Here is a 21,341-nt window from a genome sequence, read left to right as displayed (position 1 = left end):
CAATGTGAACGCCAAAGCACTAGCAAAAACACAGATGGCAAAATCTGTGTACGATGCGGCATGGACAACGTTCAGAACACAACTCAAGTACAAAGCCATGAGGCAATGTGTGGTGTTCGAGGAAATCAACGAAGCGTTTTCAACCCAAACATGCTCGTGCTGCGGTGTCATACCCGCCAGCAGTCCGAAAGGTAGGGCAAGTTTGCGAATAAGAGAATGGATTTGCAGCGACTGCGGTGCAGTACACGACCGCGACACCAATGCGGCAAAAAACATTCTCGCGGCGGGACTTCGCCGTCTTGCAGAAGGAATCCCCGCTCTTTAGGGCGGGGAGGAAGTCAAACGTCGATATTCCGTGCAACCAGTGCATTGCTTTCGATGAAAGCGCGGCGGGGTTCGACGTGGTCGCCCATCAGCGTGGTGAACACATCATCTGCCGTCATCGCATCCTCAATCCGCACTTTCAACAAACGGCGGACATTCGGATCCATCGTGGTTTCCCACAACTGTCCGGGGTTCATTTCACCCAAGCCTTTATAGCGTTGAATGCTCAGGCCACGCCGTGCTTCTTGCAACAACCACGTTAACGCCTCACCAAAATGTGCAATCACTCGGCCTTGTTCACCACGGCGCACCGTCGCATCGGGCCCCAACAACCCTAACAACACGCCTGCCGTTGTTTTGATATGTTGATAATCAACACTGTTCAAAAAGTCGGCATCAATCGACGTCACCGTGCTATTACCATGCTGTTGCCGCACAATCCGAATGCGCCACTGATCGTTTTTATCATCATGCACCAAACTCAACTGCAGCAAAGCAGGGTCGAGTTGTGCCGACAGGGTGTCTAATGCCTGCTGTGCGGCGGCTTGACTATCCAGTTGCAACGGGGGGCACGACAACAAAGCGTTTAACACCAACGGATCAATCACCCGACTTTCACGCTCGATCACCGCCTGCGCCACCATATATTGCCGCGCAATATTGGCTAAAGCTTCGCCTTGCAGCGGCTCGGCGCCTGCTCGTGGAATAATCTGGGCATTGCTCAGTGCCAGCTCTAACAAGGCATGATTCAACTCATGTTCATCTTTAAGATAACGCTCAGTTTTACCATGCTTCATCTTATACAGTGGCGGCTGGGCAATATAGACATGGCCACGTTCGATCAACTCCGGCATTTGCCGGTAGAAGAAGGTTAGTAACAGCGTGCGAATGTGCGCGCCATCCACATCGGCATCAGTCATGATAATAATGCGGTGATAACGCAACTTCTCGGGGTTGTAGTCTTCTTTGCCAATGCCCGTGCCCATTGCGGTAATCAATGTCGCCACTTCTTGGCTGGCAATCATCTTGTCGAAGCGCGCCCGTTCCACGTTCAAGATTTTGCCCTTCAACGGCAAAATGGCTTGGAATTTACGATCACGCCCTTGTTTTGCCGACCCGCCGGCAGAGTCGCCCTCCACCAAATACAACTCAGACAGGGCAGGGTCTTTTTCTTGGCAATCGGCTAATTTACCAGGTAAGCCCAAACCATCCATCACCCCTTTGCGACGGGTAATCTCACGCGCTTTGCGGGCCGCTTCCCGTGCCCGTGCCGCCTCGACAATTTTGCTACAGATGATTTTGGCTTCGTTGGGGTTTTCTTGTAAGAAATCGTGCAGCGTTTGGCCGATAATCTCTTGTACTATCGGACTGATTTCACTCGACACCAATTTGTCTTTGGTTTGGGAGCTGAATTTCGGATCGGGCAACTTCACCGAAAGCACGCAGGTTAAACCTTCGCGCATATCATCACCGGCGGTTTCCACCTTCGCCTTTTTAGCGAACTCGTGTTCTTCAATGTATTGATTGAGGGTGCGAGTTAAGACGGCGCGTAACGCGGTGAGGTGGGTGCCACCATCGCGTTGCGGAATGTTGTTGGTAAAACATTGCACCGATTCTTGATAGGAGTCGTTCCATTGCATGGCGACTTCAACCGTCATCCCCTCTTTTTCACCTTGGGCATAGTAAATTTTGCTATGCAGCGGGCTCTTGTTGCGGTTCATGTATTCCACAAACCCAGCCACCCCGCCAGCAAAAGCAAAGTTTTCTTCTTTGCCGCTGCGCTTATCCGAAAGAATGATCGATACACCATTATTCAAGAACGACAGCTCGCGAATCCGCTTCGCTAAAATTTCATAGTGGTATTCAATCAAGCCAAAGGTTTCTTGGCTGGCCATGAAGGTCACTTCGGTGCCACGGTGTTGGCTTTGCCCCGTAGCCCGCAATGGAGCGACGGGTTCGCCACGGCGAAATTCCATTTCATGCACATGACCATCACGCCAAATTTTGAGGCGCAACCAATCAGACAGGGCATTCACCACCGACACCCCAACGCCGTGCAAACCGCCGGAAATTTTGTAGCTATTACTATCAAACTTACCGCCGGCATGTAATACCGTCATGATGACTTCAGCCGCCGAACGGCCTTCTTCGGGGTGGATGTCGGTTGGGATGCCACGGCCATTGTCTTCAATCGAAATCGACTGGTCGGGGTGAATAGTGATACGAATGGTGTCACAGTGCCCAGCCAAGGCTTCGTCAATGGCGTTGTCCAACACTTCGAACACCATATGGTGTAAACCGGTGCCATCCGAGGTGTCGCCGATATACATGCCAGGACGCTTCCGCACTGCATCCAAGCCTTTTAGCACTTTGATACTGCTGGAATCGTATTCTTGCTGTTCACTCATGAGCATTCTTTCTATCTAATCGCCACGTATGGAAAAACCAACTATGTTTCACGTGAAACATTCTTCCCTCAACCATCAGGAAGCGGCTTAAATTCGCATCGGCATCACAATGTATTTAAAGTTGGGATTATCTGGAATGGTGAATAGGGCGCTGCGGTTGGGATCACCGCAGGCAATCTGCACCGTATCGACCGAGACATGATTCAACACATCCAACAGATAATTGATGTTAAAACCGATCTCTAGGGTATCGCCCTCGTATTCGATTTCGAGTTCTTCTTGCGCTTCTTCTTGCTCGCTGTTGTTACACATCACCGATAATTTTCCGGGTTCTAACATCAGACGAACACCACGGAATTTCTCATTAGCCAAAATCGCCGCCCGTTGCAGAGCATGTTGTAACTCTTGGCGGTCGATTAAGAAAATTTTGTCGTTATCCAATGGAATCACGCGGTTGTAGTCAGGGAATTTACCATCGACCACTTTTGACACCACCACGCTGGCACCAAAGCTAAAACGCACCTGATTACCCAATAATTCAATCAATAACGGTTCGTCGTGGTCGGATAATTGTTTGGTTAATTCCAAGATGGTTTTGCGCGGCAAAATCGCCTCAGCGTGTGAGGTGGGGTAATCCACTTGCAAAGTGGTGTTGGCATAGGCCAAACGGTGGCCGTCTGTCGCCACCAATTTCACCTGATCGCCGGCCATGATAAACATCATCCCGTTGAGGTAGTAACGAATGTCTTGCACCGCCATCGCGTATTGCACTTGCGACAGCAAATCTTTGAACACTTTTTGCGACAGGGTGAGCTGTGCTTGGGCTTGTTGATTGACCGCTAACAGGGGGAAATCATCGGCAGGCAGGGTTTGTAATTGAAACCGGCTGCGTCCGGCTTTCACGCTCAGTCGGTTGTCTTCATGTTCAAACGACACTGTCGAATGTTCAGGAATCGCCCGCAAAATGTCTTGCAGTTTTTTTGCCGAGGTGGTCAAAGAAAAATCTGGCCCGACGATGGTGTCGGGGCTGGCGGTGGTAACTTGAATCTCAAGATCAGTCGCTAAAAAACTGACTGTGTTGCCCCGTTTTTGGATTAACACATTGGCCAAAATCGGTAGCGTGTGGCGGCGTTCAACAATACCGGTCACAGCAGATAATGGTTTGAGTAGATCGTCGCGGTCGGCTTGCAAAATCAACATGGCTTATTCCTCAATCACTGTAATCGCTCTCAGTTGAGCCGGTGTTAACCGCGCAACATATTGAGTAGGGTGGTGTAGTCGCGGGCGAGTTCGGCATCACTCTCGCGCAGACTGTGTATGGTTTTACAGGCGTGCATCACTGTCGTGTGATCACGACCGCCAAACGCATCGCCGATATTGGGCAAACTCAACTCGGTGAGTTCTTTGGCCAAGCACATCGCAATTTGCCGAGGGCGGGCAATTTCGCGTTTGCGTTTTTGTGAGTACATATCAGCCAGCTTGAGTTTGAAATACTCGGCAACGGTTTTTTGAATATTGTCGACGGAAATTTGTCGATTGCCCGCCGCCAGTAAATCTTTAAGCGATTCTTTTACCAATGGTAAGGTAATCGGCAAATGGCTAAAGCGCGCGTATGCCGCCACCCGCTTTAACGCACCTTCTAATTCCCGCACATTCGAACGCACATTTTGTGCAATAAAAAAAGCCACATTGTGTTCGAGCTTAAGATGATCGGCCTCGGCTTTTTTCATCAAAATCGCCACCCGCATCTCTAACTCTGGTGGCTGAATTTCCACCGTTAAACCCCATGAAAAACGTGAAATCAAGCGTTCATCCATTCCTTCAATCTGTTTCGGGTAGGTATCACAGGTCATAATGACTTGTTTGCCACTTTCTAACAGCGAATTGAAAGCATAGAAGAATTCTTCCATGGTGCGGTTTTTACCGGCAAAAAACTGAATATCGTCAATCAACAATAAGTCGAGCGAATGGTAGTAACGCTTAAAATCATCGAACGATTTATGCTGATAGGCACGCATAATATCAGCCACATACCGCTCGGCATGAACATAGCGGATTTTGGCATGGGGGTTTTTTTGATAGACCAAATTCCCCACTGCCTGAATCAAGTGGGTTTTCCCCAAACCGACACCACCATAGACAAAGAAAGGGTTATAAGTTGGGTCGCCGGGATGCTCGGCAATTTGCATGGCTGCCGCCCGTGCCAACTGATTCCCCTTACCGGTGACTAAACTATCAAAGGTAAAAGCAGGGTTGAGGCGAGTGCTTTCATGACCGCTGCCAATCGGTTTACTGGTTGGCTTGGCGGCTGTGATGCTGGCTGGTGAAGGCGGAGGGGTTAAGATAGCCGGTCCCGCCACCACCCGTGCAGGGGGAGCAAGACGCGGGGACGGGCTTTTTGGGGTAGTGGCCGGCGCAGCAATACGCAATTCGATGTCTATTCCAGCGACCCCAGCTTCTTCGGCAAACGTTTCAATCCGAGCAAAAAAACGCTCTTTAATAAACTGCAGGACAAAACGATTAGGCGCGTACAACACCAAACCCTGTTCTTTCACTTCACAGTGCAGCGGCTTGATCCATGTGTTGAATTGTTGCGCCGAGAGTTCTGTCTGAAAACGCGACAGACACAAAGGCCAAAATTGATCAAAGTCGGTCATGATGCGGCGAGGTCCACGTTAACAGATCCGCGAGCTCAATCCCAAAGTTTGCTGCACGGTGGAGGGAGAAAGGATGTCTTATTCGCAGTAGCGAGTGGCGTAATTAACCATTCGATTACAGCAACATCCAACAAGAGGAACACCACTAGCAAGTGGTTGTCCGATGAGAAAATACACAGCGCGGGTTGTGAATAACTTGGCTTAAAGCCGGCGATTCTACTCGTTTTCCCAAAAGTTATCCACAGGCCACCCTAAAAATTGCCATTGACAATTTTGCTAGGACGCGTTGTAATCTCACGTTTATTTTCTGTTGCAGAATAGGAACTTAGTTCATGAAGCGCACCTTCCAACCTTCCGTCACCCGCCGCAAACGCACTCATGGTTTCCGCGTTCGTATGAAAACCCGTGGTGGACGCGCTGTTATCAACGCACGCCGTGGTCGTGGCCGTAAGCGTTTGGCTGTCTGATAGCCTTGGCTTTTTCCTTCCGCCGCACACAGCGTCTTTTGAAAACGGATGATTTTTCATCCGTTTTTCGTTTGCGTAGTTTGCGCAGCAATCAGTGGGTGCAGGTCTATGCGTGCCCCAACACAGTGGGTGAGGCTCGGCTGGGTTTGGTAGTGGGTAAGAAGGTAGCAAAACGCGCCATCAAGCGTAACTACATGAAACGAACCACTCGCGAAACTTTTCGCCTGTGTGCAGCGCGGCTAGGTAGCGTTGACTTTGTGGTGCGAGTACGTCAACCTTTCGACCGTCGCCATGCTGCCGAGGTTCGCTCGGCTTTACGCAGTCTTTTCACGAAACTGGCACGATGTCACGCATCTTCATCTTCCTGATTCGCTTTTATCAAGTCGCCATCAGTCCTTGGCTTGCACCGCGCTGCCGCTATCAGCCAACGTGCTCTAGCTATGCACTCGAAGCAGTTCAAAAACATGGTGCGATCAAAGGCGGTTACTTGGCCCTAAAACGCATAGGCCGTTGCCACCCCCTTGGGGGCAGTGGTTACGATCCTGTTCCTTAGACTCCAGCCCGGAAACGAGATGGATACCAAAAGACTCATCGCTTTTATTATTCTGTCCTTCAGCATCTTGATGTTGTGGCAAGAATTTTTCGCCCCGCCTCCGCCACCAAAACCGGCAGTGACGGCCTCCACAGACACCCCAACGCCAACGCCTACGACAGCAGCCAAAACGGTTGAGCCTGCCGCTGCGGGTCAATTATTAAAAGCACAGCGCATCCAAGTCGAAACCGATTTGTTGCGGGTGATGATCGACACCCAAGGGGGCGACATCCGCCGGATGGAGCTGCTCAAACAAGGGGCCGTGCACGATCCCAAACAACCTTTCTTGCTGTTGCAAGATGACGGTGGCCGCACCTATATCGCCCAAAGTGGTCTGATTTCGGCGCAACAACCCAACTTGCCATCGCACAAAACGATTTTCCAAGCAGGACAAGCTCGCTATCAACTGCAACAAGGGCAAGATCATGTTGAAGTGGTGTTGACCGCGCCGGCAGTGAATGGGGTTGAGGTACGCAAGGTCTATCGCTTCACTCGCGGCAGCTACTTAATTGATGTTCGCCATGAGGTGGTTAACCAAAGTAACCAGCCTTTGTCGCTCGAAGCTTACTATCGTTTCTTGCGTGATGGTCAGGCCCCAGAGGGTGAAAATTCTTTAGCTTATACCTTTACTGGCCCAGCGGTTTACACCGAAGAAGGCAAGTTCCAAAAGGTTAAGTTTGAAGATTTAGACAAGAATAAGGCTGAATACGTCAAACAAGCCGATAACGGCTGGGTTGCTATGTTGCAGCATTATTTTGCTACCGCATGGATTTTAAAAACCAATGACGGTAAAACGCTGTGCCAAACTGCAACCGCTTGTCGTTTTGAGTTGAAGCCCGCCAGCAATGGCCTTTACTCAGCCGGCACTATTGTGACCTTGCCAGCGATTGCCGCCGGTCAAACCAGCACCTTCTCCATGCCGCTGTATGCTGGCCCAGAAGAAACCCGCACCTTAGAAGCGATTGCCCCGGGCTTGGACTTAACCAAAGACTATGGTTGGACCACCATCATCGCCAAACCACTGTTCTGGGTGTTGGACCGCCTGCATCAGTTGGTGGGTAACTGGGGTTGGTCGATTGTCTTGCTGACGGTGTTAATCAAAGCCGCTTTCTATCCGTTGTCTGCTGCCAGCTATCGCTCGATGGCAAAAATGAAAGCGGTGGCACCACGCTTGCAACGCCTGAAAGAGCAATACGGCGACGACCGCATGAAGATGCAGCAAGCGATGATGGAAATGTACAAAACCGAAAAGATCAACCCTTTGGGTGGATGCTTGCCGATTTTGATTCAGATTCCGGTGTTCATCGGTTTGTATTGGGCGTTGTTGGCATCGGTCGAACTGCGTCAAGCCCCTTGGTTAGGCTGGATTGAAGACTTATCGCGTCCCGATCCGTTCTATATTTTGCCAGTGATCATGGCCGCGACCATGTTTGCGCAAACCTTCCTCAATCCACCGCCACCCGATCCTTTGCAAGCGAAGATGATGAAAATCATGCCGTTAGCGTTCTCGGTTATGTTCTTCTTCTTCCCTGCTGGTCTGGTGTTGTACTGGGTCGTCAACAATATTCTGTCGATGGCACAGCAGTGGTATGTCAATAAACAAATTGAGAAACAGTCGGCTCAGGCACTCAATTCTTAATTTGCATTTCGTTTGACTTAAAATGCCCCACCTTGTTGTGGGGCATTTTTTTTGCTGGTTGCGACCTTGGCTGCGACGTTTTGCCACATTAGCAAGACAATTTCATGTCTTTATCATCGCGGCTTTATTTCTTTCTGATAAAGCGACACCGACCGATGAACACCCGTTCCTTTTTCATCGCTGCCTGTGCCCTCAGCAGTGCCAGTACCGTTTACGCTAATACCGATCCCGCCACGCTTGAACCGATTGTGGTGACGGCGGCCCCAATGCGCGACCCGTTGACCATCATCACTGATGCCAAAGCACCACGCCAACCTTTGCCGGCAGCAGATGGCGCCGGTTTGCTCAAAAGCATTCCGGGGTTTAGCGTAACCCGCAAAGGGGGCTCGGGTGGCGATCCGTTATTACGCGGTTTGGGCGCTGGACGCTTAAATATTTTGATTGATGGCAGCAGTGCTTTTGGTGGCTGTGGGATGCGGATGGATCCACCAACGGCATATATCTATCCAGATACCTTCGATCGTGTCGTGGTTCGCAAAGGGCCACAAAGCGTACAGCATGGCCCAGTGCCATTAGCGGGCAGTGTCAGTTTTGAACGTGATACCCCTGTTTTTACCGGCCCGAGTATCAGTGGTGATGTGTCGGCGACAGCTGCCAGCTTTGATCGTAATGACCAATCACTGAATCTATTAGCAGGTTCGGAGTTGGGCTGGATTCGTTTATCTGGTCAACGCAATGAAAGCGGTGATTATCGCGATGGTGACGGTGTGCAGGTGAATTCTGCCGCCCGTCGCCATAGCGCAGCTGCAACTGTGGGTTGGACTCCCAATAGTCAGACCTTGCTGGAATTCTCTTATGATTGGAGCCGTGGTGAAGGGGCTTACGCCGACCGCATGATGGACGGGGCAAAGTTTGACCGCGATGCGTGGCAGATTAAAGCCGAGCGCCGCCAAATCACGCCTTGGTTAAATAAAGTATCGGCATCGTACTATCACAGCTATGTCGATCATGTGATGGATAACTTCTCCTTGCGCCGGCCTCCAGCAATGAAGTCGGCATGGGCATTGAGTAATCCCGACCGCGAAGTAGAAGGCGCTAAAGTGGATGCGGAACTGAGTTTTGACCAACTCACTCTGAATCTTGGCGCTGACGTACAACACGACTGGCACACCGCCCGTAGTGGGGTGAATTATCAACAACAAGCACGCACCCCCGATATGCGCTTTAGCCGTCAAGGGGTCTATCTGGAAGGTAAATATACGTTGTCGGAACAAAGCCGCATTTTGGCCGGATGGCGTGTCGATCAGCATGAAGCGACCGATCAACGTGCCAGCAGTGCATCTAAAACGGCAGGGGTCACAGATCGCGATACCTTACACGGCGGTTTTATCCGGTTTGAACAACAAGCCACACCACAATGGTTATGGTTTGCCGGTGTGGGCTACACCGAACGCGCGCCAGATTATTGGGAGCGCACCAAAAGCAATAATGCCTTCTTACTCAATCCAGAGAAACAAACACAATTGGATCTCGGCTTGTCATGGCGGCAAGGGGATTGGCAAGCGAATGCCAGCGTGTTCTACGCCAAAATTGATGACTTTATTTTGGCGCAATACCCAAATGCCCCGCATTTCTCGATGGCAAGCGCCACCAATGTGGATGCCACTCGCCTTGGGGGTGAAGCGGATATTAGCTGGCGGTTTGCTAAACATTGGCAGGCTCAAGCCAGTGTTGCTTATGTCTATGGTCGTAATGACAGCAGTGGCCGTCCCTTGGCACAAACGCCACCGCTCGAAGGTCGTTTAGCTGTTGATTACGATGATGGTGTGTTCTCTGCCGGTGCTTCTGTGCGCGCTGTCGCACGGCAAACCCGTCTCGATCCAACTCGCGGCAATGTCTTCAATATGGACTTATCCACACCCGCCGCCGGCTTTAGCACGGTGTCGCTGTATGGCGGTTGGAAACCAGAGAAATCATTGTCGTTAATCGCTGGGGTGGATAACTTATTTGATCGTAGCTATGCCGAGCCAATTAGCCGTGGGATGCCGGGCGGTATGGCCCAACCCGCCGGCTATGAACAAACCCTGCGGGTCAATGAACCTGGTCGGACTTGGTGGGTAAAAGGTCGTTATCAGTTCTAATCTGCGCAACAAACAAAAAAGCCCTCTGCTTTTAAACAGGGGGCTTTTTCAATATTTACGACAGAGATGAATTTAAAAAAACATCCGACCACCTGCCGCAGACAGTGCCACACCTACCGCAGGGATTGAAAACAGCGCACGCCACAGGCGGTGATGGGGAATAAACCCCACCCCGCGAATAAAACTCGCACACATGGCCCAAAACACCAACATCGCCAATAGATGATCGGCTTGGCCTGCTTCATTCGACAAACTGTGCGGCCACACCGTGGTGACCACCAAAATGGTCAGGGCCAATAACAGCAGCGGCCAGTGAGTATGAGTACGGGCTGGACTAGCATTATCAGACATGATCTGATTTCACTCTGGAATCAGCGACAGGCTGGCGTGATGCCTCATTATCACCCCACAGTGCATTGAGAATCGCCAGCAGCACAGCAAAACCAATTCCCAACATCCACGCAAAATACCACATCTTGCATTCCCCTCTGTTTAGTAAGCCGAGTGTTCATTTTCACGGATATAGGCGGCAGTCACCTTGCCACTCATCACGCCATACGCCCAACGGGTATAAGCAATGATGATGGGCATAAAAATTACCACTGCAACCAACATAATCCCCAAGGTTTTATGACTCGAGACGCTATCCCACACGGTCAAACTCGAACGCAAATCGGTGGAAGAGGGCATCACAAAGGGGAACATGGAGATGCCTGCTGTACCAATTACCCCTGTCATGGCTACAGAGGAGGCCACAAAGGCAGCCAATGTCCGGCCTCGATTTGCTAACCACAACGCAGCCAAAAAACCAATATAAGCCAGTACAGGCAATGCCATCGCCAACGGCCACTGTTGATAGTTAGCCAACCATGCTCCGGCTTGTTTCACCACTGTTTTTGCCAATGGATCGGGTTGTGCAGCAGGATTCACCACCGAACTGATCACAAAGCCATCAATCCCCCACGCGAGCCACAGCCCAGCCAGAGAAAACGCCACCACAGTCAACAAACCTGTCACATTGACCCAACGCCGGCTGCGTTGATACACCTCATCTTCCGTTCGGTGCATCAAATACACTCCACCGTGAAAAGTCACCATGGCAGAGCTCACCACGCCACATAACAACGCAAAAGGATTGAGCAATCCCCAGAACGAGCCGGTGTAGTAAGGCACCAAGTTATCGTCAAAATGGAAAGGCACACCTTGCAACAGATTTCCGAATGCCACACCAAAGATCAATGGCGGGACAAAACCACCGATAAACAAACCCCAATCCCACACCTTACGCCATGTTGGATGGTGAATTTTCGAACGATAGTCAAAACCAACGGGACGGAAAAACAATGCCCACAACACCGCCAACATTGCCCAATAAAACCCAGAAAAAGCGGTGGCATAGACCAGCGGCCAAGCAGCAAAGATTGCCCCACCAGCGGTGATAAACCAGACCTGATTTCCGTCCCAATGTGGGCCAACGGTGTTAATCACCACCCGCCGTTCAACATCATTCTGGCCCACAAAAGGCAGTAAAGTCCCCACTCCCATATCGTGGCCATCCATGATGGCAAAGCCAACCAATAACACGCCCACCAACAGCCACCAAATGACTTTTAAGGTTGGGTAATCCAAAAGCATGTCCATAGTGTCGCTCCGTGGTTAATGGGCAATTGCTTCATTGAGATAACGCCCAGTGCCTAAACTACCGGGGCCTTGCTTAGCAAACCGAATCATCAAATACATCTCGACAATCAACAGCACGGTATAAAAGGCAATAAAACCAGCCAAGGAGCCATACAACGATGCTGGGGATAGCGTAGATACGGACAGATGCGTCGGTAACACACCGTAAATCGTCCACGGTTGGCGACCATACTCCGCCACAAACCAACCCACCTCACATGCAATCCACGGCATCGGCAAACACCACACCGCCGTCCGCAAAAAGCCGCTTTTTTCTGCAAAATTACCTTTGATGGAGTACCACAAGGCCAAACCGAATAGCAGCAACATAGCAAAACCCAAGGCCACCATGACACGGAAACTCCAGAACATCGGCGCTACTTTTGGAATTGTTGAGCGCGCCGCCTGATCAATCATCTCGGGCGTGGCAGTGCCAACATCTGCAGTGTATTTACGCAGCAACAAACCAAAGCCCAAATCTGCCTTATGTTTTTCAAACACGGCCTTTGCTGCTGTGTTGCTTTGATCTTGACGCAGTTGTTCTAAGGCTTTGACAGCAGAGATACCCGAGACGATTCGCTCTCGGTTGTGCGCGACAATGTCTTTAATCCCGGGGATTTGTTGATCTAACGAACGCGTTCCAATCAATCCCATTAACCACGGGATATGAATGGCAAAGTCGTTTTTCATTTCTGCTTCGTTGGGTATCGCAATCAAGTTAAACGATGCCGGCGCCGGCTCGGTTTCCCACATCGCTTCCATCGCGGCTAATTTGGTTTGTTGTGCTTCACCGACCACATAACCCGATTCATCACCCAACACAATCACCGAGCACACCGAAGCAAAGCCAAAGGCTGCTGCAATACGGAAACTGTTTTTAGCAAACTCCACATCGCGTTTTTTCAGCAAATACCAACTTGAAATCGATAGGACAAACATGGCGCCTGTGACGTAACCGGCACTGACAGTATGGACAAACTTGGCTTGTGCATCGGGGTTAAACAACACCGCCGCAAAATCCACCATCTCCATCCGCATGGTTTCATAGCTGAACTCGGCCCCAACGGGGTTTTGCATCCAACCGTTAGCAATCAAAATCCACAGCGCGGAAAGATTGGTACCTACCGCCATCAATAGTGTTACCAACAGATGTTGCTGTTTCGACAAACGGTCCCAGCCAAAGAAAAACAGACCGATGAAAGTCGATTCGAGAAAAAAGGCCATCAAGCCTTCGATTGCCAAGGGGGCACCAAAAATATCACCGACATAATGCGAGTAGTACGCCCAATTTGTACCAAATTGGAATTCCAAAGTAATGCCGGTGGTCACACCTAAAGCAAAGTTAATTCCGAACAATTTTCCCCAAAAGCGGGTCATGTCTTTGTAAATCACCTTACCTGTCATGACATACACCGACTCCATAATGACCAACAGCCATGTCATACCCAAAGTCAGCGGGACAAACAAAAAGTGATACATCGCGGTCACGGCAAATTGCAGCCGCGAGAGATTGACTAATTCTTCAGTCATGGTGAGTGCTCCGTTGCTGAGCCGAGGAAGAAGGAGAGGCAAGAAAATGGTGTGCTGTATCGGTGGTAGCGACCTCGACCTTCACATCGCGGATAAAGCACCACCAAATACTGGTCAGAGCCAGCAATTTGATCACCACAATCCATATGACTTCCTGCAGTAAGCTGCGTGGTTTTGCCATAACAGCCGCCCTATATACATTGAAAAATCAAGATTTTTTCGTTTTAGGTCATAAGGTATGACCATTTAGACTGGCATATCGTGGCAGACATTATGCTTATTTGTGAAGTGACAAAATGTCGCACTGCAGTGAACTTTTCTCGACTGAGGGTCGTCTATATCTTCATCTTCACGACAAAACAGGAGGACCTGAATCATGCAGACCAAACAATTCTTACTGACATCCGCCTTGGCCTTGGGCCTGAGCCTACCTGCCGCGTATAGCATCGCGGCGCCAATGGAACATGGCCCAATGGCAGGAGGGATGCACAGTGAGAAAATGCACAAAATGATGCAACCCGAAGCAGTGCAAGCGCGGTTGGATAAATTGAAAACCGCATTGAAATTGAGCAACAAACAAGAAGCCGATTGGAAACGCTACGCCGACTTTATGCTGGAACACAGCAAAGCCAAACAAGAAAAAATCAAAGCATGGCGTAATACAGAACAACCTAAAACCGTCCCAGAAAAAATGGAACGCATGTTGGAACATGCCCGCGATCATGTGGCACACATGGAAAAAGCCAGCGCGGAAACTCGTCACTTCTACGACACATTAAGCACCGAACAAAAAGCCATTTTTGACCAACAACACCCGATGATGCGCCACCACCAAAAACGGCATTGATTTTGCTTTAGGTAAGACACGGAGTGTGTTTTGATGGCCGGCTCTCTTTTACTAGAGCGCCGGCTTTTTTTGTTTTTTTGATTTTTTTTGAGAAAAATAGCCTTTAACGCACAAATTTCTTGACCTGATGACAAAATGTTTGTATGACATGCCCATGATTATTTTGGCGCTCATGGTGTTTTATGTCATTTTGCGACGAGTTCTCCCCGCTAGCCTCCGACTATGCTCGCTACCGGCCTCACTACCCTCCAGCTTTATTCGATTGGCTCGCGGCACTTGCGCCTAGCCGTCAGTTAGCATGGGACGTTGCCACTGGTAACGGGCAAGCCGCCATTGCGCTGGCAGAACGCTTTGTGCGTGTCGTCGCCACCGATGCTAGCAGTGCCCAGCTTGCCCATGCCACCGCCCGCAACAATGTCGAATATGTGTGCGAACATGCCGAAGCCTCGGCGCTGGCCGATCAATCGGTTGATTTGATCACTGTAGCTCAAGCGTTACACTGGTTTGATATGGAAGGTTTTTTTGCCGAAGCGAAACGGGTACTTAAACCTAACGGCCTGATTGCTGTGTGGTGTTATCAAAATATCGAGGCCGACGGCGAATTAAATCAGGTGTTACAACACTATTATCACGAGGTTGTGGGCCGCTATTGGCCCCCCCAACGGCAGTGGGTAGAAAGTGGTTATCGTCAGCTGAAATGGCCATTTATCGATTACCCTGCCATGCCATTTACCCTGACTGCAGAATGGACTTTAGCCGGTTTACGCGGCTATCTTTCGACGTGGTCGGCCAGCCGCCGCTATCAAGAAACCCATCACAGCGACCCACTGCTTGTCATTGAACCAGCACTCGAACAGGCGTGGGGCAATGCTAGCAGTCGGACTTTGCGCTGGCCGCTAACTTTACGCGTGGGACGACTGCCAAATCTGGACAGCAAACCTTGACAGCTATCAATTTCATGACAAAAGTTTTATGCTACGGTCAGTTTTTTCTTTTGTCTTTGGAGTGATTGATGTCCGCATTTCGTATTGCCATGATCGGGGCGGGGGAAACCGGCACCCCATTGTTAAAACAAATGCTGTCATGTGATTTTGTCGAAGTATTAGGCGTTGCCGACCTCGATCTCAACCAACCAGGGATTGCATTGGCAAAAGAACATGGTGTCTTTGTCACACAAGATTTTATGGAGTTGGCAGCGTTGGGTGAGGATGTGGATATTTTGATTGATGTCACTGGGGCATCGATGGTGCGGGAAAGCCTGCGTTATCACATGATTGAAACGCAAAATAACCATACCTTGATTATGCACGAACGGATTGCGCTGTTCTTAATGTCGCTTTCTTGCGGCAAATTGGTCAGCCCAAAACACGACGATCTGGAATACATCTGATTTTCTGGCACACTGGCTGTTCTTTTTCACCAAGGAACAGCCATGAGCCAAACCTTGTACGGGGACGGGGCTATCCGCCGCCCCTCGTTATACGGATCCTCTATTGAAAACACCTACGCCGGTGTGTTGTCGTTTATGCGGCGCAACTACAGCCGCGATCTCAATGGCGTCGATGTCGCCATCAGCGGCATACCGCTTGATCTCGCTACGACCTTTCGTTCTGGTGCCCGCCTTGGCCCTGCGGCTGTCCGTGCCGCTAGTGTCCAACTCGCTGAACTAAAACCCTTCCCTTGGGGCTTTGATCCGTTTGAAGATTTGGCGGTGATTGATTATGGCGATTGTTGGTTTGATGCCCATAATCCACTGACCATCAAAGACAGCATTATTCAACACGCCCGCGAGATTCTCGCCAGTGGTGCCAAGATGTTGACCCTCGGCGGCGATCATTACATCACCTATCCTCTGTTAGTGGCGCATTGTGAACGCTACGGTAAACCACTGAGTCTGATTCACTTTGATGCTCACTGTGATACTTGGGCCGATGACAACCCCGACTCGCTTAACCACGGCACCATGTTTTACAAAGCCGTCAAAGAAGGGTTAATCGACCCACAACGCTCGGTACAGGTGGGCCTGCGGACGTGGAACGATGATTTTATGGGCATCCCTCGCCTTGATGCACCAACGGTGCATGAAATTGGCGTAGCAGAAACCGTGCGCCGCATTCAACAAATTGTTGGTGATCATCCCACTTATCTGACATTTGATATTGATTGTCTCGACCCCGCTTTTGCCCCCGGCACCGGCACTCCCGTCCCCGGTGGCCTATCGAGTGCCCAAGCGTTGGGTATTGTGCGACAACTTGGCCAAGTTAATCTAATTGGTATGGATGTGGTCGAAGTCTCGCCACCGTTTGACCAAAGCGAGATTACCGCCATTGCCGCAGCGCACATTGCCTGTGATTTACTGTGCTTGCTACGTAATCAAAAATTGGCAGGCCGTTAACAGATTCAAGCTTGCCCCGTCGCCATACTGGAAACGGGGCAACAAGCGTTAATGATGTCGCGACGAAGTGTGTGTAAAGCGGTCGATCAACTGTGCTAGCTGTTGTGCCGTTTGGTTAAGCGTATCAGCGACCAGCGCCGTTTCTTTTACAATCTGGGCGCTTTCACCAGCCAAACCAGCAATTTGATTGACGTTTTGTGCCACATCCGAACTGGCCTGAGTTTGCTGATCCATTGCAGCAGCATTGCTCACACTGCGCTCGACGGTATCGGTGGCTTGGTCACGAATTTCTTGTAACAACGACGTCGAATTGCCCATTAATGCCGTGCCTTCGTTGAGTCGTTGCCGCACATCACTCATTTCTGTCACTGCTTGCTGTGTATCACCGCGAATAGCATCAATCAGAGTGGAAATCTGCACCGTTTCTTTGCTCACTCGCTCGGCTAATTTACGCACTTCATCCGCCACCACAGCAAAACCACGTCCCTGCTCACCCGCCCGTGCAGCTTCAATCGCCGCATTCAAAGCCAATAAATTGGTTTGATCCGCAATATCATGAATCGCCACCACAATCTGACTGATCGCCTGCGAGCGACCTTCCAAGGCTTCAATCCGTTTAGCTGCAGTTTCCACTGCCACCGCCGTGCTGGCCAAGGCGGCGGCCAAGTGTTGAATTTCTCCCTCTCCAGCTTGGGTATGCGATTGCATTTTCTCAGACACTAAGCGCGTTTCATGGACATTTTCTCGCACCGAACGAATACCAGCAGTCATTTCTTCGACAGCCGCCGCTAGGCTACTTGAGGCATCGCTTTGCACCGATGCACTGTGAGCAGCACGCTCGGATAAATGCTCCATATCCCCAGCGGCGGTAGCAAGTTGGTGTGCACTTTGTTTCACTTCAAATAACGTCCGACCAAAGTTATCCACCAGTACATCAAAGGCTTGTCCCATCAACGCAATTTCATCTTTACCGCGTACATCCACCCTTGGCGCAAGATCGAGAGTTTGGCTCATGGTTCGCATCAGTTGCTCCAAGCGGCGGAGGCGACTGCGGAGATTGTGCATAATGCCCCAGCTCAACCACAGCAATAAGGCCAAGGCGGTGAGGCTGCCAAGGCCGTTCAACAACATCTGGCGTTCAATACGCTCTGATTTGCTTAATAGCTGTTGTGCCAGTTGGTCTAATAGCAGCCCTTCCAACGCTTTCATGGCATCGATACGAGCCGAAGCCGCACCAAACCACTGTGGCGGAGCCAGTTGTTGTGGTTCATTAGGGCCGATGGCAAACACTTGGCTGCGTAGCTGTAGAAACTGCGTATTGACTGGGCTGTCTTGTAGCGTCTTAGCAGCCACCATGATGTCTTGATCGGCATAACGAACAAAATCAGCGGCACATTGTGTTTGCCGTGCTACAAAACCACTGGCTTGGATTAAAGCTGGCGTGGTAAAGCTACCCGCCGCCAATACGCCGTTGATAAAGCCGCGCTCACGACCAGCAAATTCTTTTTCACAGGACAAAGCCAACAAGCTCACTGTGCTGCGATAAAAGGTTAAATCGCCCACTTGGTTACCCAAGTTCGCCAACAGAGTAAATAAACCATCAATCCGGTTTGAATAGTCGGAAAAAACTTCAGGCGCAGGGCGGCGACGTTGTTCAATCTCTCCCCGCCGCGCCAACAAAGCACTTACCGCTTGTGCTTCTTGTTGTGCCGCTGGATGTTTTGCCACAGCGGAAAAAGCTGCAATTGCCTGATCGGTTGCAGCACGTGCTTGGCGCAACGGTTCAGGCAAGGTTTCCGCCTTGCCATTCAAATAGCCATTACTTAAACCACGCTCGGCTTGCAACGTGTGGACGAGCTGACTGGCGGCGCGTACGGTTTCGACCTCCATCGCCGCACTGACACTGACTTGCCACTCTTGATAACGTTGCCATGTGCTATGGCCAGTTAATAAAGTTAGACCAATAATCGGTGGGCCAACTAATAGAGCGAGTTTGGTAAAAACCGAGCAACGCGATAACCAAGCAGTTGTTTTCAAAGTAATTCCCCTCGTGGAAAGTGGGCAAAGGTTTGTCAGTGACCGAGGTGGCGCCGAATGCGACGCATACCCAACCAGAAGGTCGCTAACACCACAGGAATTGCCAATCCAGTCGCCAAATCTGCATTGATCGGCAGACCTGCCGCTTTCGCTGCTTTAAAGCCATAGCTCAACAAACCCACTGCGTAATAACTCAACACCCCAACCGATAACCCTTCAACTGTTTCTTGTAAGCGCAGTTGTAATGCAGCGCGTTTATCCATTGAAGCGAGTAATTGTTGGTTTTGCTTTTCCTGTTCAATCTCAACCCGAGTCCGCAACAGGGCTGTGGCGCGGGTCAGCCGCATCGCCAGCCGATCTTGTCGCCCCAATACCGTGTCACAGGTTGCCATCGCGGGGGCCAAACGCCGTTCGGTAAACTCATGAAATGGCTGTAGGCCGGCAATACGGCTTTCGCGCAGTTCATCAATCCGCCGTTCTACTAAAGCATAGTAGGCGCGTGCGGCAGAAAAACGATATTGCGATGAAGCAATCGCATCTTCCAATCGACCCGCGAGAGAGGTTAATTCGGCCAATAAACTGCCATCCTCGCGTTGTCCATCATCAAGACGGGCGGTAATGGCACGCATCGCCATCCCCAACTCATCCAACCGGCGCATCTCGGTTTTGGCAATCGGCAATGCCAACAATGCCAACATGCGATAGCTTTCAATCTCGATCAGTCGGCTCACCATCCGGCCACACTGACGCTCGCCCATACCACGGTCTAACACTGCCAAGCGCGTAAACCCCAATCCTAAGTTTGGATCGGGATGTAAGCGCAAGTCGGTCAACGCCACCCCGCTCTGATCGCCAATTTCTGCCCCAATCAGATCTTGCGGATCAAACCAGTGCCCTACCTGTGTCCGCCAATCTTCTGAGGGATGGGCAGGGACAATCACCACATGTAACCCCACCAATAACTCACCATGCAGCTCGGCTAGCCAATCGGCAGGCACCGCCGCCAAAGCAGTATCACTAAATGGATTACAGCCTATTTCGGGCAAGATAAAGGTGTAGCGCACAAACTCGGTATGTAGGCTCCAGTTGAGCGTCAAAGGGCCAACACGGGCTTGATATTGCACTGCATGAGGTTCGGGATTGGGCAATCCCAATCGTTGGGTTAACTGTTGTAGATCAAGCCATTCCGCTTCGCCCACCGTATCCGACCACAATACGATGGAAGATAAACGCGCCGGCCCTGCAATAGGCAGCGCCGGCCGTGCGTGGGCTTCATCATTTAACAGTTGGCGTAAAGGATGTGCAGCCAAAGGTGTCATTCGCGGATTTGCCCATCACCAAATACCAACCATTTTTGGCTGGTTAATCCCTCTAAACCGACTGGGCCACGCGCATGAATCTTGTCAGTGGAAATCCCAATTTCTGCACCAAGGCCATATTCAAAGCCATCGGCAAAGCGTGTCGAGGCATTGACCATCACACTGGAAGAATCCACCTCACGCAAGAAACGACGAGCACGGCTATAGTCTTCGGTGATAATCGAATCGGTATGGTGGCTGCCATAGTGATTGATATGTTCAACCGCATGGTCCAAGTCTTTCACCACTTTGATCGCAAGAATCGGTGCCGCATATTCGGTAAACCAATCTTCCTCCGTTGCCGCCTTCATTCGCTCATCGACCAAAATCGCTAAGGTACGCGGACAACCACGCAATTCAACGCCTTTTTCCCAGTACATTGGCGCTAATTTTGGCAGGAGATAAGCAGCAAACGCCTCATGCACCAATAGCGTTTCCATGGTGTTACATGGTGCAAAACGCTGTGTTTTTGCATTTACCGCCACCCGAATTGCTTTTTCTGGGTTAGCAGTGTCATCAATATACACATGACAATTACCGTCTAAGTGCTTAATCACTGGCACTCTAGCTTCGCGGCTAATGCGTTCGATCAAGCCCTTACCGCCGCGTGGCACAATCACGTCCACATATTCAGGCATGGTAATCAGTTGCCCCACTGCGGCGCGGTCGGTGGTATCGACCACTTGCACCGCTGTCGCAGGCAAACCTGCCTTAGTCAAACCTTCTCGCACACAAGCCGCAATCGCACGGTTAGAACGGATGGCTTCAGAGCCACCGCGCAAAATGGTGGCGTTGCCGGATTTGAGGCATAACCCTGCTGCATCCGCCGTGACATTAGGGCGTGCTTCATAAATGATCCCGATCACCCCAAGTGGCACCCGCATTTTGCCAACCTGAATCCCCGAAGGACGATAAGCAAAATCCGTCATTTCGCCAATGGGATCAGGCAAGGCTGCAATTTGCCGCAGGCCTTCGGCCATTGAACTGATGATTTTGTCGTTCAATGTCAGCCGGTCCACCATGGCGGGCGCTAAGCCTTCGGCCAATGCGGCGGTAACATCGTCGGCATTGGCATCAAGTAAACTTTTTCGTTCGCGCTCAATCGCATCGGCAATGGCATGCAAGGCTTGGTTTTTACGATTGGTGTCAGCCCGCGCCAATTCACGACTAGCCGCCCGTGCCGCCTCACCAATTCCACGCATGTATTCTTGGATATCCATCTCTATTATTTCCCCCCAGATTCAGAAAAAGTATCGCCGCCGATGG

At 50.7% G+C, this 21,341-nt stretch carries 21 protein-coding genes; 10 read left to right on the top strand and 11 right to left on the bottom strand.

What is annotated here, in order from left to right:
- A partial coding sequence (locus tag G465_RS0104725; protein WP_022653338.1) for a zinc ribbon domain-containing protein occupies positions 1-325 on the top strand: 325 nt, incomplete at its 5' end.
- Positions 326-338: 13 nt separating this feature from the next.
- On the opposite strand, the gene gyrB is transcribed toward G465_RS0104725, so the two are convergent.
- The 3 genes from gyrB to dnaA all read right to left on the bottom strand — a co-directional run bounded on the left by gyrB (position 339) and on the right by dnaA (position 5,389).
- Complete coding sequence (gyrB, locus tag G465_RS0104720; RefSeq protein ID WP_022653337.1) at positions 339-2,732, bottom strand: DNA topoisomerase (ATP-hydrolyzing) subunit B; 2,394 nt, start codon at positions 2,730-2,732, stop codon at positions 339-341.
- Positions 2,733-2,819: 87 nt separating this feature from the next.
- Entirely contained in the window at positions 2,820-3,932 is a 1,113-nt protein-coding gene (gene dnaN, locus G465_RS0104715) for a DNA polymerase III subunit beta (RefSeq protein WP_022653336.1), read from the bottom strand.
- 44 nt (positions 3,933-3,976) lie between these two features.
- Positions 3,977-5,389 carry a chromosomal replication initiator protein DnaA gene (gene dnaA / locus G465_RS0104710; protein WP_022653335.1) on the bottom strand — a complete coding sequence of 471 codons (1,413 nt, stop codon included), beginning with the start codon at positions 5,387-5,389 and terminating at the stop codon, positions 3,977-3,979.
- Between the two features lie 332 nt (positions 5,390-5,721).
- On the opposite strand from dnaA, the gene rpmH reads away from it, so the two are divergent.
- The 5 genes from rpmH (at position 5,722) to G465_RS0104695 (ending at position 10,228) form a co-directional block, all read left to right on the top strand.
- The gene (gene rpmH, locus G465_RS0104705; RefSeq protein WP_022653334.1) at positions 5,722-5,856 is read left to right on the top strand and encodes a 50S ribosomal protein L34; all 135 of its coding nucleotides are present in this window, start codon (positions 5,722-5,724) and stop codon (positions 5,854-5,856) included.
- Between the two features lie 5 nt (positions 5,857-5,861).
- Positions 5,862-6,224, top strand: a complete 363-nt coding sequence (gene rnpA / locus G465_RS15340; protein ID WP_081642695.1) for a ribonuclease P protein component — start codon at positions 5,862-5,864, stop codon at positions 6,222-6,224.
- Positions 6,200-6,409 (top strand): membrane protein insertion efficiency factor YidD, encoded by a 210-nt coding sequence (gene yidD, locus G465_RS15335; RefSeq protein ID WP_081642694.1) that lies wholly within the window; start codon positions 6,200-6,202, stop codon positions 6,407-6,409. Before rnpA ends, yidD begins: the two co-directional genes overlap by 25 nt.
- Positions 6,410-6,428: 19 nt before the next feature.
- Positions 6,429-8,087: a membrane protein insertase YidC gene (yidC, locus tag G465_RS0104700; protein ID WP_022653333.1), complete on the top strand. Its 1,659-nt coding sequence runs from the start codon at positions 6,429-6,431 to the stop codon at positions 8,085-8,087.
- Between the two features lie 155 nt (positions 8,088-8,242).
- Positions 8,243-10,228 carry a TonB-dependent copper receptor gene (locus tag G465_RS0104695; RefSeq protein ID WP_022653332.1) on the top strand — a complete coding sequence of 662 codons (1,986 nt, stop codon included), beginning with the start codon at positions 8,243-8,245 and terminating at the stop codon, positions 10,226-10,228.
- Between the two features lie 72 nt (positions 10,229-10,300).
- Here the strand turns inward: G465_RS0104695 and G465_RS0104690 are convergent, their stop codons facing one another.
- Genes G465_RS0104690 through cydP form a run of 5 tightly spaced genes read right to left on the bottom strand, consistent with a single transcriptional unit; the run spans position 10,301 to position 13,619 of the window.
- The gene (locus G465_RS0104690; RefSeq protein WP_022653331.1) at positions 10,301-10,579 is read right to left on the bottom strand and encodes a cyd operon YbgE family protein; all 279 of its coding nucleotides are present in this window, start codon (positions 10,577-10,579) and stop codon (positions 10,301-10,303) included.
- Positions 10,572-10,703 carry a cytochrome bd-I oxidase subunit CydX gene (cydX, locus tag G465_RS15330; protein ID WP_022653330.1) on the bottom strand — a complete coding sequence of 44 codons (132 nt, stop codon included), beginning with the start codon at positions 10,701-10,703 and terminating at the stop codon, positions 10,572-10,574. Before cydX ends, G465_RS0104690 begins: the two co-directional genes overlap by 8 nt.
- A gap of 17 nt (positions 10,704-10,720) precedes the next feature.
- Entirely contained in the window at positions 10,721-11,869 is a 1,149-nt protein-coding gene (gene cydB / locus G465_RS0104680; protein ID WP_022653329.1) for a cytochrome d ubiquinol oxidase subunit II, read from the bottom strand.
- Positions 11,870-11,884: 15 nt separating this feature from the next.
- Positions 11,885-13,438: a cytochrome ubiquinol oxidase subunit I gene (locus tag G465_RS0104675; protein ID WP_022653328.1), complete on the bottom strand. Its 1,554-nt coding sequence runs from the start codon at positions 13,436-13,438 to the stop codon at positions 11,885-11,887.
- Complete coding sequence (gene cydP / locus G465_RS16470; protein ID WP_022653327.1) at positions 13,431-13,619, bottom strand: cytochrome oxidase putative small subunit CydP; 189 nt, start codon at positions 13,617-13,619, stop codon at positions 13,431-13,433. The genes G465_RS0104675 and cydP overlap by 8 nt, the downstream gene beginning before the upstream one ends.
- Positions 13,620-13,814: 195 nt before the next feature.
- On the opposite strand from cydP, the gene G465_RS0104665 reads away from it, so the two are divergent.
- From G465_RS0104665 to speB, 4 genes are all read left to right on the top strand, one after another.
- Positions 13,815-14,285 carry a Spy/CpxP family protein refolding chaperone gene (locus G465_RS0104665; protein WP_022653326.1) on the top strand — a complete coding sequence of 157 codons (471 nt, stop codon included), beginning with the start codon at positions 13,815-13,817 and terminating at the stop codon, positions 14,283-14,285.
- 182 nt (positions 14,286-14,467) lie between these two features.
- Positions 14,468-15,229, top strand: a complete 762-nt coding sequence (locus G465_RS0104660; protein WP_022653325.1) for a class I SAM-dependent methyltransferase — start codon at positions 14,468-14,470, stop codon at positions 15,227-15,229.
- 68 nt (positions 15,230-15,297) lie between these two features.
- The gene (locus G465_RS0104655) at positions 15,298-15,675 is read left to right on the top strand and encodes an oxidoreductase (protein WP_022653324.1); all 378 of its coding nucleotides are present in this window, start codon (positions 15,298-15,300) and stop codon (positions 15,673-15,675) included.
- 42 nt (positions 15,676-15,717) lie between these two features.
- On the top strand, positions 15,718-16,680 hold the full coding sequence (speB, locus tag G465_RS0104650) for an agmatinase (protein WP_022653323.1): 963 nt from the start codon (positions 15,718-15,720) through the stop codon (positions 16,678-16,680).
- 48 nt (positions 16,681-16,728) lie between these two features.
- On the opposite strand, the gene G465_RS0104645 is transcribed toward speB, so the two are convergent.
- Genes G465_RS0104645 through G465_RS0104635 form a run of 3 tightly spaced genes read right to left on the bottom strand, consistent with a single transcriptional unit; the run spans position 16,729 to position 21,295 of the window.
- A complete protein-coding gene (locus G465_RS0104645) occupies positions 16,729-18,717 on the bottom strand; it encodes a methyl-accepting chemotaxis protein (RefSeq protein WP_022653322.1) in 1,989 nt (662 codons plus the stop codon).
- A gap of 35 nt (positions 18,718-18,752) precedes the next feature.
- Positions 18,753-20,036 (bottom strand): DUF3422 family protein, encoded by a 1,284-nt coding sequence (locus tag G465_RS0104640; protein WP_022653321.1) that lies wholly within the window; start codon positions 20,034-20,036, stop codon positions 18,753-18,755.
- The gene (locus tag G465_RS0104635) at positions 20,033-21,295 is read right to left on the bottom strand and encodes a glutamate-5-semialdehyde dehydrogenase (protein WP_022653320.1); all 1,263 of its coding nucleotides are present in this window, start codon (positions 21,293-21,295) and stop codon (positions 20,033-20,035) included. The genes G465_RS0104640 and G465_RS0104635 overlap by 4 nt, the downstream gene beginning before the upstream one ends.
- Between the last annotated feature and the right edge of the window lie 46 nt (positions 21,296-21,341).

The organism is Aquaspirillum serpens DSM 68 (genome assembly GCF_000420525.1).
Classification (GTDB): domain Bacteria; phylum Pseudomonadota; class Gammaproteobacteria; order Burkholderiales; family Aquaspirillaceae; genus Aquaspirillum; species Aquaspirillum serpens.
This window is presented reverse-complemented; position numbering and strand designations above follow the sequence as displayed.